The following is a 14886-nucleotide window of genomic DNA, read 5'->3' as shown; positions in this document are numbered from 1 at the left end:
ATTAACCTTACATCATATTTAACTCTTCAATAACATACTTCCTAACTTGTTCGGATGTCTGCATATTTAATGCTCCCTCAACAAGCTTTTTCATTTCACTTTGTTTTAATTGATTAATTTGACTTCTAGCTTTTAACATGGATGAAACACTCATGGAAAACTCATCTAACCCAAGACCAATTAATAATGGAATTGCAATTGCATCGCCCGCCATTTCACCGCACATACCTACCCACTTTCCTTTTGCATGTGCTGCATCGATGACCATTTTAACTAATCGTAAAATTGCGGGATTATATGGTTGATATAAATATGAAACTCGTTCGTTCATTCTATCAGCAGCCATTGTATATTGTATTAAATCATTCGTCCCGATACTGAAAAAGTCAACTTCTTGTGCAAATTGATCTGCAAGTACTGCGGTTGAAGGAATTTCTACCATAATACCAATCTCTATATTATCTGCCACAGCTAATCCTTGCTCCTGCATAGATTGTTTTTCTTCTAGCAATAGATGTTTTGCTTCTCGGAATTCTTCTAAAGTTGCAACCATTGGAAACATTATTTTCAAATTTCCAAAACTACTCGCTTGTAACAAGGCACGTATTTGGGTACGAAATAGGTCTTGTTCAGCTAAACACAGCCTTATCGCTCGATTGCCTAGAAATGGGTTCATCTCTTCTGGAAGATTTAAATATGGAAGTTGTTTATCTCCACCAATATCTAAAGTTCGTACGACAACAGGTTTGTTCCCCATACTTTCTAACACTTGTTTATAAGCTCGAAATTGTTCTTCTTCAGAAGGAATGGACTCTCTTTCCATATAAAGGAATTCAGTTCGGTAAAGACCTACCCCTTCCCCTCCATTTTCAATGACACTTTCGACGTCACGTGGTGTTCCAATGTTTGCAGCTATTTCAACCCGTTTACCATCCAATGTGATAGTTTGTTCATTTATCAGAGACGTCAATTTTTTCTTTTGGTCTTCTAGCTGACTGCGTTTTTCCTCAAAAAATAAAATCACATCTTTAGATGGATTAATTAAAACCTCTCCATTGTCTCCATCAACAATAATAATATCCCCGTTCTTAATAATTGATGTTGCTATTGATGTTCCAACAACTGCAGGAATCTCTAGCGTACGGGCCATAATTGCAGAATGGGAAGTACGACCACCCATATCTGTTGTAAAACCTTTAGCAAATTGCTTGTTCAGTTGTGCAGTTTCCGAAGGAGCCAAGTCCTTCGAAATAATTATTACTTCTTCGTCTATCATTGCAATGTTAGGGATATTAACTCCTAGAAGCTTCGCTATTACTCGCTTTGTTACATCACTTATATCAGTTGCTCGTTCCCGCATATATTCATTATCTAGCTGTTGAAACATATCGATTAAAGTATCTGCTGTTTCTTGCAAAGCAGCTTCTGCATTTATTGCTTCTATTTTTATTTTATTTTCTACAGAACTTAGAAGTTCCGGGTCATTTAATACAAGGATATGTGAGTCAAAAATTGAGGCATTTTCTTCTCCCAAATCATTAGCAGCATGGTTTCGTATTTCTTTCAATTCTTGTTCAGATTCCCTTAATGCTAAGTGAAACCTTGTTATTTCATCTACGCTGTTGGTAACTGCCCTTTTAATGACAGTCAATTTTGGTTCAACTAGCAAAAATGCTTTACCTATCGCTATGCCAGTTGAGGCAGCAATTCCTATTATTTGATCCTTCATGATTCTATAATTCCTTCGTTTTTAAGAAATTCATCAATATTATTGAGCGCATTCTCTTCGTCTATTCCTTCAGTTATTATTGAAAGGGAACCACCTTTAGGAATACCAAGGGACATTACTCCTAAAATAGATTTTAAGTTTACTTTTTTCTCTCTATATTCGATAAAGATATCAGAAGAAAACTTCGTTGCCACTTTCACGAGACCAGTTGCAGGTCTTGCATGGATCCCAGATTCAGCTACTACTAAATACGTATTTTTTTTCAAAATAATCGTCTCCTTTATAATCTAACTCGAAGATAGTTTTTTATTTCTTAGCGATTTGTTTATATTGCTCGCACACTGTTTCAAATATATCTGTACCAGCTTTTAATCCTGTAAAGGTTTCTATTGCAAACTCTATTCCTTTTTGTTGAATCGTCTCTTGAATTTCTTTTGCTTCAAGGTCCTCTAGATAATCATAATGCAAGGCAGAAGCAATACCCTTTGCCAGATATACAGGTGTTTCTCTAAACATATCAACATATTGTGTTGCTGGGCGTACAAGACGATCATTACTTTTAAGCTTGCGCATTGGTGAACGTCCTACTCTTGTCGTATCATCCGAAATAAATGGATTTGCAAAGCGACCAATAATTTTTTGAACATATTTTTGATGTGCTTGTTCATCAAATGAATATTTTGTAGTAAGGTACTTGCTTGTTTCTCGTAATACATTTTCGGTCAGTCTTCTAATTTCTACATTCACAAGTGCCTCGTGCATACTTCTTATACCGGCTAAATAGCCAAAATATGCAACAACAGCATGCCCTGTATTTACAGTAAATAACTTCCGTTCTATAAATGGCTGTAAATCCTGTACAAATGTTATTCCTTTTACAGGAGGATTTTCACCTTTAATTTCTGATTCATCTACAACCCACTCATAAAAAGGTTCTACTGTAACCGCTAATTTATCTATGTTTGTTTGGTTTGGAACAATACGATCTACTGCTGCATTTGGGAAACTAAAATGTACATCAAATAGAGATTTTTCCTCTTCATTTAGCTGTTCATATACTTTTTCTTTTAAAAAAGAACTACCACCAATCATGTTTTCACAAGCGATAATGGTTAGAGGCTCTTTGGATAATGTAAGTCGTTTTTTTAGTCCGTTTGCTATTAAACCTGCTATAAGTGGAAGAATATTTGGTCCAACTGCTGCCGTTACAAGGTCAGCAACAGCAATTGTTTCTACAACAAGTTCAGGATCTCTTAGGCTGTTTATTGCATGTACATTTTTTACTTGCAACACTTCGTGATTTTTCTCTGCAAGTTCAACAGAATATTGTTTCTTTTCGTTCAGTAAGTCCACAATCTCTCTATTTACATCTACAAAACAAGTGTTATATCCAGATTCATACAATAAACATCCGATAAAACCTCTTCCAATATTCCCAGCCCCAAAATGAACAGCATTCATCCTAGTTCACTCCTTCAAAAAAAGAAAGCACTTCTTCTTGTGAAGTAGCATGAACAATTTTTTCGACATTTTCTATTTCAGATACAGCGATTGCTATATTTGATAGAATCCCCAAGTGGTCATCGCCTTTACCGGCAATACCAAAAACTAATTTAACAATATTCCCTTCACCGAAGTCCACCCCATCTGGAATTTGAATAATTACAATTCCCGATTCTTTTACTTCTTTTTTAGCATCATCCGTACCATGTGGAATAGCGACAAAGTTTCCCATATACGTTGAAGTTATTTTTTCTCGTTCTAACATTTTTTCTTTATATTCTGGATTAACGTATCCACGTTCTACTAGCATTTGTCCCGCTAACTGGATTGCCTCTTCCTTTGTTGTTAGTTGATGATTTAACATGATGTTTTTCGCTGATAAAATTGGCAATACCATAATCATAACGCCTCCATTATTTTAGTTTTCCATCGATAAAGTGCTCGAATTTTTCGGCTAAATAAGCTTGTATTCGCAATACATCTTCGGTTTCAAATAGTTTAATACTCTGTTCATTTTCAATAATAATTGTACTAATCAGGCTAAGTACTTCCAAACCTGGTTCATGAAAAGGTTGTGGTGATAGCAATAATAATAATGTGTGCACTTCCATCTCATTTCCATCCATCCCTTTTACGATGACAGGTTGTGCAAGTTTATGAATAGTAAAAGATGGAAAGCAAACTTTCTCTATACGCGTGTGATATAAAGCAAGCTTTGTTTCTGGAATCCCAATCCCACCAAGTGTTTCTCGTGCAAATAATGCTTCTACCACTATAGGAGCGTTTAGAATAATCTGTTGCTCTTCCAACAGATTACACGCGCTTAGAATACACTCTCTTGCTGAGATATGATTTTTTGTCGTAGTGATGTGAAAGTTTGTTAAAATATCCACAATTGTTCCCGTATAAAGATGGATCTTCTCCATTTTTTTCTTCAGGACTTCTAAAGTCGAATCACTTTCTCTCATAGCGGGAACTGTCTTTTTTAATAACATTTGCTTTCTTGCGTATAGTTGTACTTGAGTAATTTCATCTTTTGTCATAAATGGGCTAACCATCATATACTCCCTATGAAACCCTTGCAAATAAATAGTTGATATTACCAAATCTCTATCTGATAAGGAAAGTTCATTCACCTCAAAAATAGAAACATTTATAACTTCTGCAATCTCAGGTATCTCTCTTTGTAACCTAGATGCAAGTAATTTAGAGGTTCCGATACCACTAGAGCAAATAATATATGCTTTTAAATCTCCTTTTCCCGACAAGCCAAGTAGCGCAGATCCAAAATGCATGACTAAGTATCCAATTTCTTCATCAGGTATAATTAGAGTTGGAAAAACTATTTCTGTTGCAACTTTTACTTGTTCAAACAATTCTTCATAATCTTTTTGAATATTTTTTAATAGTGGATTAAATATACCCATGTTTTGACGAATCCGATAAATTGCTGGCTTTAAGTGAGTAACAAGCCCTTCTAAAAGGGATTCATTATTCATTAACTGATAACCTGTAGCTTTTTCCATCAGCTGAATCAATTTCTTTGCTTGCATATACGTTTCTAAGTTAGAGGCTTCATGTAAAATACCATCTTGTTGACGGAGCTTTGCACCTTGAAGATGCATCGTAATATAACCTACTTCTGCTTCAGGTATATCAACTTGAAAACTGTCCATTAGCTTATCAATAATTTTCTTGGCTATTGGATATTCCGGTTCGAGAGCTATTTGTTTTAAATACATTTTTTCAATTTGAATATTTTCGCCTTGCAGAATCCGTTCAATTGCTAAAGCAAGGTGTACGATAAGTCCAATATAAGAGTTATCTGTCATAGAAAACGATAGATTCGGATACAAGTCCTTCATTACGTCTTCTATCTTCAATAATTTTTTTCGGTCGACAAGATGCATTAATCGTTCAGAAATGGGATCATCATGTATTCCAGATTGTTGATGAATTTGTTCTTTAATAAGGGAAAATAGGCCCTCTTCCTTTAATGTCTTTGCAATTGCATAACTGATTGCTCTACGTTTTGCTTCTTCTGTTCCCGAAAGCTCTACACCATATCCTCTTTTTTTCAAAATAGAAAGTTGGAAAGGTATTAATTGTTCTTCCAGTTTCATCAAGTCTGCACTTACGGTTGAGATAGAAACCCCAAGATCTTTTGAAAGCGTAAAAAGTTTAACTGGTTCAGACGATTCATATAGCATAGATAGAATCATCGTCTTCCTTTCATCTAATGTATATTCCCTAAAAGTAAACTCTTCAAGCTGTTTTATTAATTCGCGTTTACCCTTTTCCTGTCCAATGATTTGAACTCCAACCCCTGATTTTTTTATTAATTCAAGTTGATAGGAGTGTAAGAGTTCTTCTATTTTGTTCAAATCACGATGAATTGTCCGAGAACTCACATTAATTTTCTTTGACAGCTCTTTAATCGTTACTTCTCCCTGTTCCACGATCAAAGCTTCAATAATCATTTTTTCACGTGCTGAAATATATATGTTAAACACCTCATTCATAACGTTCCAAAATCATTGGCAAAACTCAGCCTATGTTTCGTTAGAAATAGGCCGAGTTTCGTATGGTCACATTATTTTTTTAGTTGGTTAATTAGCTCATCATATTTCGGGCTATTTAAAAAGTTCTCTACTGAGATATGATATGCATTTGGCAACTTTTCTTTTGCACGGCTCGTTAGGTCTTTATGTGTAATAATAACTTCTGCATCCTTTGGAAGGTTACTAATAGAAGTATTCGAAACAGAAACATCTAGACCAGCTTGCTTCATTTTATTTTTTAATATGGATGCTCCCATGGCACTTGACCCCATACCTGCATCACATGCAAATATTATATGTTGCACATTTGAGAGTGAGTCTTCTTGTTGGGATTCTACCGCTTTTCCAACTTGTATAAACTCTGCTGCTCTACTTTCTTTTCCTTTAAGAGCTGAAGTTTTTTCTGTCGCCTTCGCTAGATCCTCTTCGCCAGTATCTTTTGAAGATTTTAAAATGATTGCAGAGATAATGAAAGATACTGCCGCTGCAACTAATACTCCGAGTATTACACCTACATAATTACCCTTTGGAGTTAATGCAAGAATGGCAAAGATACTACCTGGTGACGGTGCTGCAACTAGACCAGCCCCAAATAATTGCAATGTAAATATTCCAGATGCTCCCCCAGCAATTGCAGCTACTAGTAGAAGTGGTCTCATTAAAATATAAGGGAAATAAATCTCATGTATTCCACCTAGGAAGTGAATAATAATTGCTCCTGGTGAAGTTTGTTTTGCTATTCCCTTTCCAAAGAACATGTACGCAAGTAAAATTCCAAGTCCTGGTCCTGGGTTTGATTCTAGTAAAAATAGTATTGATTTTCCTGCACTAGCAGCTTGTTCAATCCCTAATGGACCTAAAATTCCATGGTTAATCGCATTATTCAAGAACAGCACTTTTGCTGGTTCTATGAAAATACTTGCAAATGGTAACAGATTTGCATCAAAAATAAATTGAACCCCTGATGCAAGCCAATCAGTTAATGCATTAACTGCAGGTCCTATTAACTTGTAGGCAACTAATGTTAGTCCTCCACCAAAAATTCCTGCTGAAAAGTTATTCACTAGCATTTCAAAGCCCGGCTTAATCTTACCCTCTATCAATCTATCAAACCATCTAATTACCCAACCACCTAGTGGTCCAACAATCATTGCACCAAGGAACATTGGTATATTTGCTCCAACGATAACCCCCATCGTTACGGTTGCACCAACTACTCCTCCACGTAAACCATGAACAAGACGTCCTCCGGTGAACCCTATTAAGATTGGTAATAAATATGTAATCATTGGTCCAACTAATTCCGCAAAATGTACATTTGGAAACCAACCTGTTGGAATAAATAATGCCGTAATAAGTCCCCATGCGATGAATGCACCGATATTTGGCATAATCATACCACTCATAAAACTACCAACCCGTTGTACTTTTACTTTAAAACCTGAACTTTCCCTCTGCTCATTTGTCACCTTACAATCCCCCTTGTTTTGAATGTAAAATAATCGCTTGTTAATGTAATAGTAAAGCGTTTACATTTTATATTCAATTAAATGAAAACGCTATCATGTCTTCTTCATTGTTGCCATATATACACTTGTTTAGGTGCATATGCTTATAAGTCATTTCATATGATGTATCTATTGAATAATAAACACTATCCTTCGAAAAAAAATCGCACGGGTAGAAATCTACCAGTACGATTTTTATTTATGAATATCTGAAATCCTTAATGACTACTATTCACGATTCCCAAAACTTTTTCTAATTTCATCCGTTTTACTTATTAACTTTTCACGAAGATTTCCAAACCATTCTGGATTCTCCTCGCTACTTCTTTTCTCAATTGCCCGTAATAGTCTGGCGAATTGATATAGTTTGGCGAATTTAATAAACATAGGGAATTGACTTACAAGTTCGTCATTCAAATCATTTGCAGATCGATATCCTACTAAAAAAGCTTGAACTCTCTTTTTGGATATTGGATGTTCGCTTTCCAAATCATCCATTAAAGCCGTCACCACGTCTTGAGCAAACCAATGGTACATAGAATCATCAAAATCGATGACCTCAAAAGTCGAATTCTTTTCATCATAAAATAGATTGTCCAATTGAAAATCATAATGGATTAAGCCATACGTATTTTTGGAAAATGGAAGTGCTTGAAAAAAGTTCGAGATGAAATGGAACTCATTAAAAGCATCTTTTTCTTGTGGATGATGATTAAGCACATTTTCAATAAATAATAATGCATCCTGCCAACTATTCCTCTTATTATTACTAGGTTCATAATTCATTGCCAAGTTATGAAGGATGGCCAATGATCGGCCCCATTGCACTATTTGAGAGTCAAGTAAGTCTTCCTCATCATCTAATTGAATTCCGTTAGCTTTACTAAAAACTACCCCAAAATAAGCACCTTCCAAAGTCTCAACAGTTTCAATAAAAGTATTATTTATAGAAGCGACAGGAGATACACAAGGATAACTATTGCTTTTCAAGTATTCCATAAAGTCAAGCTCTGCTTCAATTTGTTCTAAACTGTTTTCTTTTTGGGAACTAAATCGTAAGAAGTATCTTTCTCCTAGTCGTTCGAAAGCACAAACAAAATTCGAACTTGCTCGCCAAAATGTAAGCGTCCCTTCATCGTGTTCCCAGTTTTGTAGAAGACATTCAGCTACCTTTAAAGAAGAGAAGCCCGCCTTCATCGTACTCAATTCCATCATCTTATCTTTTCCTCCCGTTGCTTAGAGAGGAACAAACTTGTTAAGAAACAAGCCCTCTCATTTGCAAATTATTTTGTAATAGAAGTTCTATCAAAATAAAGTCACCCCTTCCTCATTTCGGCAAAAAAGCCTCACTAAATATTACATTACCATAATATACCTAATAATTTCTATTATATTTTTTATTTGGTCATGCCGTTCAACTCGAAGGAGTAAAATGAAATATATGAGTATGTTTTAATAGGGAGGAGCAACAAAATTTGGCGACGAAACCAGGTCAATTGAAAGCAGGGGATACTGTTGGAATTGTCACTTTAGGGAGCCCATTAGGTGCAAGCGTCATAAACGAAGGAATTACGACTCTTCGAAATATGGGATTTAATGTGATACTAGGAGATTATGTATATTCATCGAATGGATTTCTTGGAGCAACAGCTCAACAGAGGGCTTCCGATTTGATGAAAATGTTCATGAATAAGGACGTTAAATGGATCTTGCCTACTAGGGGAGGTGTTGGGGTAGCAGCCATATTGCCTTTTCTAGATTTTTCAATCATTGGGCGCAATCCGAAAATCGTATCAGGTTATAGTGATATTACCGTGTTACAAAATGTCTTGTACGAATACGCTTCTTTAATCTCTTTCCAGAGTCTCCTACTCCTTGACTTTAATTCAAAAACTCCGGCTTATAATTTTAACCAATTCTTCGCTGCCACATCACCATTAAGTGCTCCCTGGGCAATAAGAAATCCTCCTGAGATCCAATTAATAAGTAAAGTACCGGGAAACGTTACAGGTCCCATTGTTGGGGGTAATTTAACATCTTTTATAGGTACTTTAGGAACGTCTTATGAAATCGATACAGCGGGAAAAATTTTGGTATTAGAAGAGACTCATGAACCTACCAACACCATTTACAGATACTTACAACATCTCTTTTTAGCTAAGAAATTCGATGATTGTGTTGGCATCATCATGGGAGATTGTACAAAATGCGTGGATGCTTATGGAAAAACTTATGAGGATTTAATAAATGAGTTCTTAGTTCCTTTAGGCAAACCTTTAATGACTAATCTTGCAACTGCACATGGGACATATAAAGCTACTATCCCGTTAGGTGCAACACTAAATTTAAATACGTATAACAATACATTAACTGTAATGGAATCTGTAGTTAGTCCATGAAAACTGAGTTGGGGTAATAAGAAAACCGCAAGCTACCTTTAAGTGCATCTTTTCTGCACCATTTTCAGAGTGCTTTGGACGAAACATTAGCTACACTATAACCGTGAAAAGTTATGAATTGTGAAGTGACTGCGTCACTTTACAATTCATTTTTTCCGGTAATCTTGCGGAGGATGTTTGTCCGTCGCCCTCTTGAAAATAGTGAGGACTTGATTAAATTGGTTTAGATAATGAGAGAGAGTATGTTATCCTACTCTTTTAAAAACGGACGAAGATACAATTTCGTCCGCTCAGCACTTCTTTATCAATTGAAAGTACTACACCATGAAAAGTTAATTATTTACATAACAATAAATACACACCTCACTTGTGCCCGGAGCCAGTGAGGTGTTTTTATGTGCGCGATATCACTACATGAAAAGTAAATCAAGTTATACAATGAAGAAAGAACGTTAAGTTGGATATGTCCTAATCAGCAAAAAATATTCCCTATTAGATTTCTATAACCTGAGGGTCTCCGCCTTTTGTATTCATCACTCGAATTTGTGTTGGGGTTATTTTCAAAATGATAAGATCGGGGTCATCTGGTCCTGTAAACCAACCCTTTAATGCTTTATTCCATACTTTTTCTTTTAAACTCTCCTCATCTGATTCTTCCACTATGCCCTCAATTTCCAAAAAAGAGTCACCCAATCCTTTTCCATCGTAACCTAAAAGAATATGGGTGTTTGGATTTTGTTTAACATCTTCTACTTTATGCGTTTTTTTACTTGTTGCTGTATACATGATGAAATCTTCATTAAAGAAAGTCATATAACGAGAGTGCGGTTTATTTTGCTGAATTGTTGCCATTGTACCAATCATGTTATCGTTCAAAATTTTAAGTGCTAACTCTTTTGCTGTTTTCGACATTTTTATTTCTCTCCTTTTATATACCCTCTTTCTTATTATTCCTTTGCTAACATAAATTAAACATTTGTTCTTTGAGAACTTACCATGTTTTTAAAAATTGAATGGCGCACTCTCTTCCTTTTTGAAGTAAATCATTTTTTATCTCTTGATTCAAATCAAATTGCGTAGCATGATAATCGTCCACTGGAATGAAAATTATGCTCTTTTCATGTCTTCTAGAAATATATCTTTCATCATGTGCATTCTTCATTGTCGAAAAAAGTGCTTCAAATAACTGTAATCCGTTATCTATTTGATACCCTGGAAGATCCTCTGAACTCGCACTTAGCTTTAGACCAAGTACTGGTCGTTCTTTGTTTCCATTATCAAATATCCACATTGGAAAGTTGCTCAACACTCCACCGTCAACAACAATCGTATCACCAGATCCAACCTTCAATCTAACAGGTTCAAAGAAAAATGGTATACTGCAGCTCATACGTAAAGCTCGAGCTATCGGAAAACTATCTTCTGAGATTCCATACTTTCCGAGGTCATCAGGAAGAACAATCATCTTGCCATTCGTCAAATCTGAAGCAACTAGTTTCAAAGCTCCTGGCTGTAAATCAGAAAAAGAATACACCCCTTTTAGTGCTAATTTTTCTAAGAACCAGTTCTCTAAAACCCTACCTTGGTATAATCCCAGCCGCCAATACAGATTGATCCACTTCATAAATGGAATGGGAAGAATAGTTTTGCGTGGATCAAGAAAAGTTACTGTGTCTAGTTCATCCAGCATATCTTTTATTTCCTTACTTGAAAATCCAGCAGCTATGAAGGCCGCAAGAATTGCACCTGCACTGGTACCGGCAACACGCTTGAATCGATATCCCTTTTCTTCCAACACTTGATACGCACCTACCAACGCGAAGCCTTTTAATCCACCTCCTGAAAACACCCCATCTATTAACATTTGAACCTCTCCCTTTTTCTGGTCTCTATTACACTGTAAGAAGGAAGAATGGTAATTAGAACATAAATCGACAAACTTATAATTGTCAGTCAAAAAGTTCATTAACTATGGGACAATTAGTCAAATTACTTAAGTTTTAATGTAAAAAATTTTGTTATTTACAAGTTGAAATTACAGGAGTATTATTGGGCTCAGTTTTAATTTTCTACATCGCTTAATCCTTTGGAACGGGGGAACCAATCATATGTGATTTTAATGTATGTATGTATCACATGGGGTGAATCCTACAATTGTGGGTAGGGATAATCTTTTGTCCCAAACCCGGCAGCTAACCTCGTAAGCGTAAAAAGAAAGGAAGAGAAATAATGTTATCAGCTGTCAAAAGGTTTTTAATAGGTCGTCCATTAAAATCCTCAGAACTAGGTGAACAAAAGCTTAATAAAACAAAGGCTTTAGCCATCCTGTCTTCGGATGCACTTTCGTCCGTTGCATATGGTCCAGAACAGATTTTACTTGTTTTAATGACAGTGAGTACAGTTGCATTTTGGTATTCTATCCCAATAGCCGCTGGAGTGCTTATCCTATTATTTGCGCTAATTTTGTCATATAGGCAAATCATATTTGCCTATCCACATGGTGGAGGAGCTTACATTGTTTCGAAGGAAAACCTTGGTGAGAATGCAGGATTGGTTGCAGGTGGATCTTTATTGGTCGATTACATCTTGACTGTGGCGGTTAGTGTCTCAGCGGGCACAGATGCCATTACTTCTGCAATTCCAAGTCTGCATGAGCATAATGTTGTTATTGCAAGTGTGCTCGTTATGCTCATTACCATATTAAATTTAAGAGGTTTAACCGAGTCCGCTTCGATTCTTGCATACCCAGTCTATTTATTTGTATTGGCATTGTTTATATTAATTGGAGTTGGATTTTACCATATAATAACTGGAAATGTCTCTCCTGAGTTGCATGCTCCCTTAGGAACTCCAGTTGCAGGTATTAGCTTATTCTTGTTACTAAGAGCCTTTGCATCAGGTAGCTCCGCTTTAACTGGAGTTGAAGCAATTTCTAATGCAATTCCTAACTTTAATCACCCCGCTCCAAACAATGCCGCAAAAACCTTAGCTTTTATGGGCTCTCTACTCGCTATAATGCTAGTTGGTATTGTATTTTTGGCTTATTATTATGGCATTTCTCCTAAAGTGGAGGAAACTGTGGTTTCACAAATTGCTTCCGTAACATTTGGAAGAAATTATATATATTACTTTATACAAGGAACGACAGCATTAATTCTTGTGCTCGCAGCTAATACGGGGTATTCAGCTTTTCCTCTTTTAGCTTTTAACCTGTCAAAGGATAAATATATTCCAAGCATGTATAAAATGCGAGGAGACCGATTGGGATATTCCAATGGAATTATTACGCTTGGGATCACTTCTATTCTTCTGATTATTATTTTTAAAGGCCAGACCGAACAACTCATTCCACTTTATGCAGTAGGTGTATTTATTCCATTCACCTTATCTCAAACAGGAATGCTTGTGAAATGGTTTCGCGAAAAACCAAAGAACTGGATTGGGAAATTATTGATTAACTTTATTGGGGCAATTATTAGTTTTACAGTTATGATGATTTTCTTTATTACTAAGTTTGGGCAAGTATGGGCAGTGTTAATATTCGTTCCTGTATTAATTTTTATTTTTCACAAAATAAAAAATCACTACAATTCCGTTGGTGAACAATTGAGCATAACTAATAATTGTTCCATAAAACCTATTGAAGGAAATGTAATTATTGTTCCTATCGCAGGGATTACTTACGTAGTCGAGAACTCATTGAATTATGCCAAGTCACTAAACCCAAAACACATTATTGCCGTTAATGTTTCTTTTGATCGTGAGGAAGAAAAAAGGCTAGTAGAGAAATGGAGTAAATGGCAACCTGATATTAGGCTAGTAACTTTATATTCACAATACAGAAGCATCAATTACCCATTGGCTAAATTTATTAGTAAAGTGGAGAACAAAGCGTATGAATCCAACTATACAGTAACTGTTTTAATACCCCAATTTATTCCGAAAAAAGGTTGGCACAATATTCTTCATAACCAGTCAAGTTTACTTATAAGAACAATTCTTCTTTACAGAAAAGACGTAATTGTAACAACAGTACCTTATCATTTTAAAAAGTAAATTTTTGAGCTATAAGAAAAGAATTTATTTGTATAAAAGAACGCAGTTTTGAGATGGTAGAAAAAAAACAAAAGGTTTCTGGAATTTTACTTCCTTGAAACCTTTTGTTTTTTATCTGGCATTTACATAGGATAATGCTCGATGGAATATAATGCATTCCTCATCAGTCGATTCTATATATTTAATCGGGATGGACTATTTTGATTCGTTGGTTTATCTTTATTTTCATTATCATTGTTTTTCTTTGCTTTGTTATTTTGACCTTTTACCTCTAAATCATCAGGACTAAGATCATATCCAAATCCATATTCCTCACGATCCAATGAATTTTTCTTATTTTTATCTTTCGCCATGAGTTTTCACCTCCATGGAAAATAAGTTGTGCATTTAGATAGTTTTTATTCATCGTTGTTTTGAAATACTATTTGGGTTTCTTTTGTTTTCATAGAACTCTCGTACCACATTAACAAAGAATTATAATCTGAATCAAGAATGTCTGCTGTTTGGATCTTTATCATTTGATTGTTTGCCCATGTAAAGTCTGTTATTGGCCAAGTTGCATTATCTATAAAGTTATTTGCAACTTCTTTATCTTCAACAGTTAATAATTTCATTTTTCTCAAATCAACTGCTACAAGATTATTTCTGAGTACTACATTCCCTTCGTTCTGCCCATAAAGAAACGCAGCGTAATTTGAATTAGGAGACTGTTTAGCCTTCATAAAAATACTACCTTGTCCAAGTGCAATACTCGATATATTTTCATTTGAAAGCTTTATGAGTAGTGTAGAGCATAATTTTGTACCACAACTATATTTTAATAGTATGTAGGTACTTCCCTCTGAATGAAAATCCAAAAAATCATATGATGTACGATGAATTTCCGCATTTCTATTACTTTGCTCATCTAGATATTCTTTAAATATAGGAATGGATTTAATGGGTATCGTAAATTGTTTACCTTCTCGTTCAAAGAAAAATAGTTCCCCATCATTCGTACTAACTAAACTATCACTTTTTACTTTTTCAGTGAGGTCAATTTCTTTCTGATAAAAAAAATAGATACCAATTAATATTAATAAACATATTGGAGCTACTCTTATAAGTATGACCTTTTTTTCCTCACGCAT

The 14886-nt window shown here is 35.2% G+C and carries 13 protein-coding genes and 1 riboswitch; of the genes, 2 read left to right on the top strand and 11 right to left on the bottom strand.

Annotated features, from left to right (window positions below; genetic code table 11):
- Positions 1-7: 7 nt before the first annotated feature.
- The 7 genes from ptsP to ACFVR1_RS05385 all read right to left on the bottom strand — a co-directional run bounded on the left by ptsP (position 8) and on the right by ACFVR1_RS05385 (position 8516).
- Positions 8-1729 carry a phosphoenolpyruvate--protein phosphotransferase gene (gene ptsP, locus ACFVR1_RS05415; protein ID WP_387581377.1) on the bottom strand — a complete coding sequence of 574 codons (1722 nt, stop codon included), beginning with the start codon at positions 1727-1729 and terminating at the stop codon, positions 8-10.
- Positions 1726-1995: a phosphocarrier protein HPr gene (locus ACFVR1_RS05410; RefSeq protein ID WP_387581375.1), complete on the bottom strand. Its 270-nt coding sequence runs from the start codon at positions 1993-1995 to the stop codon at positions 1726-1728. The genes ptsP and ACFVR1_RS05410 overlap by 4 nt, the downstream gene beginning before the upstream one ends.
- Before the next feature lie 40 nt (positions 1996-2035).
- Entirely contained in the window at positions 2036-3190 is a 1155-nt protein-coding gene (locus tag ACFVR1_RS05405) for a mannitol-1-phosphate 5-dehydrogenase (RefSeq protein WP_387581372.1), read from the bottom strand.
- Position 3191: 1 nt separating this feature from the next.
- A complete protein-coding gene (locus tag ACFVR1_RS05400) occupies positions 3192-3629 on the bottom strand; it encodes a PTS mannitol transporter subunit IIA (protein WP_387581369.1) in 438 nt (145 codons plus the stop codon).
- 16 nt (positions 3630-3645) lie between these two features.
- Positions 3646-5745 carry a BglG family transcription antiterminator gene (locus tag ACFVR1_RS05395; RefSeq protein ID WP_387581366.1) on the bottom strand — a complete coding sequence of 700 codons (2100 nt, stop codon included), beginning with the start codon at positions 5743-5745 and terminating at the stop codon, positions 3646-3648.
- A gap of 80 nt (positions 5746-5825) precedes the next feature.
- Positions 5826-7262: a PTS mannitol transporter subunit IIBC gene (locus ACFVR1_RS05390; protein ID WP_387581363.1), complete on the bottom strand. Its 1437-nt coding sequence runs from the start codon at positions 7260-7262 to the stop codon at positions 5826-5828.
- A 267-nt stretch (positions 7263-7529) separates the two neighbouring features.
- Entirely contained in the window at positions 7530-8516 is a 987-nt protein-coding gene (locus ACFVR1_RS05385) for a phosphotransferase enzyme family protein (protein ID WP_387581360.1), read from the bottom strand.
- 260 nt (positions 8517-8776) lie between these two features.
- Between ACFVR1_RS05385 and ACFVR1_RS05380 the strand changes: the two genes are divergently transcribed.
- The gene (locus tag ACFVR1_RS05380; protein WP_387581358.1) at positions 8777-9700 is read left to right on the top strand and encodes a S66 peptidase family protein; all 924 of its coding nucleotides are present in this window, start codon (positions 8777-8779) and stop codon (positions 9698-9700) included.
- Positions 9701-10192: 492 nt separating this feature from the next.
- On the opposite strand, the gene ACFVR1_RS05375 is transcribed toward ACFVR1_RS05380, so the two are convergent.
- Both ACFVR1_RS05375 and ACFVR1_RS05370 read right to left on the bottom strand, forming a co-directional pair.
- The gene (locus ACFVR1_RS05375; RefSeq protein WP_387581356.1) at positions 10193-10612 is read right to left on the bottom strand and encodes a pyridoxamine 5'-phosphate oxidase family protein; all 420 of its coding nucleotides are present in this window, start codon (positions 10610-10612) and stop codon (positions 10193-10195) included.
- Between the two features lie 79 nt (positions 10613-10691).
- Positions 10692-11564, bottom strand: a complete 873-nt coding sequence (locus tag ACFVR1_RS05370; protein WP_387581354.1) for a patatin-like phospholipase family protein — start codon at positions 11562-11564, stop codon at positions 10692-10694.
- A 201-nt stretch (positions 11565-11765) separates the two neighbouring features.
- A riboswitch (cyclic di-AMP (ydaO/yuaA leader) is annotated at positions 11766-11923 on the top strand.
- A gap of 6 nt (positions 11924-11929) precedes the next feature.
- On the opposite strand from ACFVR1_RS05370, the gene ACFVR1_RS05365 reads away from it, so the two are divergent.
- Positions 11930-13756: an APC family permease gene (locus ACFVR1_RS05365; protein WP_387581352.1), complete on the top strand. Its 1827-nt coding sequence runs from the start codon at positions 11930-11932 to the stop codon at positions 13754-13756.
- A gap of 173 nt (positions 13757-13929) precedes the next feature.
- Here the strand turns inward: ACFVR1_RS05365 and ACFVR1_RS05360 are convergent, their stop codons facing one another.
- Together ACFVR1_RS05360 and ACFVR1_RS05355 are read right to left on the bottom strand one after the other, a co-directional pair.
- Entirely contained in the window at positions 13930-14109 is a 180-nt protein-coding gene (locus ACFVR1_RS05360) for a hypothetical protein (RefSeq protein ID WP_387581349.1), read from the bottom strand.
- Positions 14110-14154: 45 nt separating this feature from the next.
- Positions 14155-14886, bottom strand: coding sequence for a hypothetical protein (locus ACFVR1_RS05355; protein WP_387581346.1), 732 nt, complete (start codon positions 14884-14886; stop codon positions 14155-14157).

The organism is Psychrobacillus sp. NPDC058041, assembly GCF_042885655.1.
Classification (GTDB): Bacteria; Bacillota; Bacilli; order Bacillales_A; family Planococcaceae; genus Psychrobacillus.
This window is presented reverse-complemented; position numbering and strand designations above follow the sequence as displayed.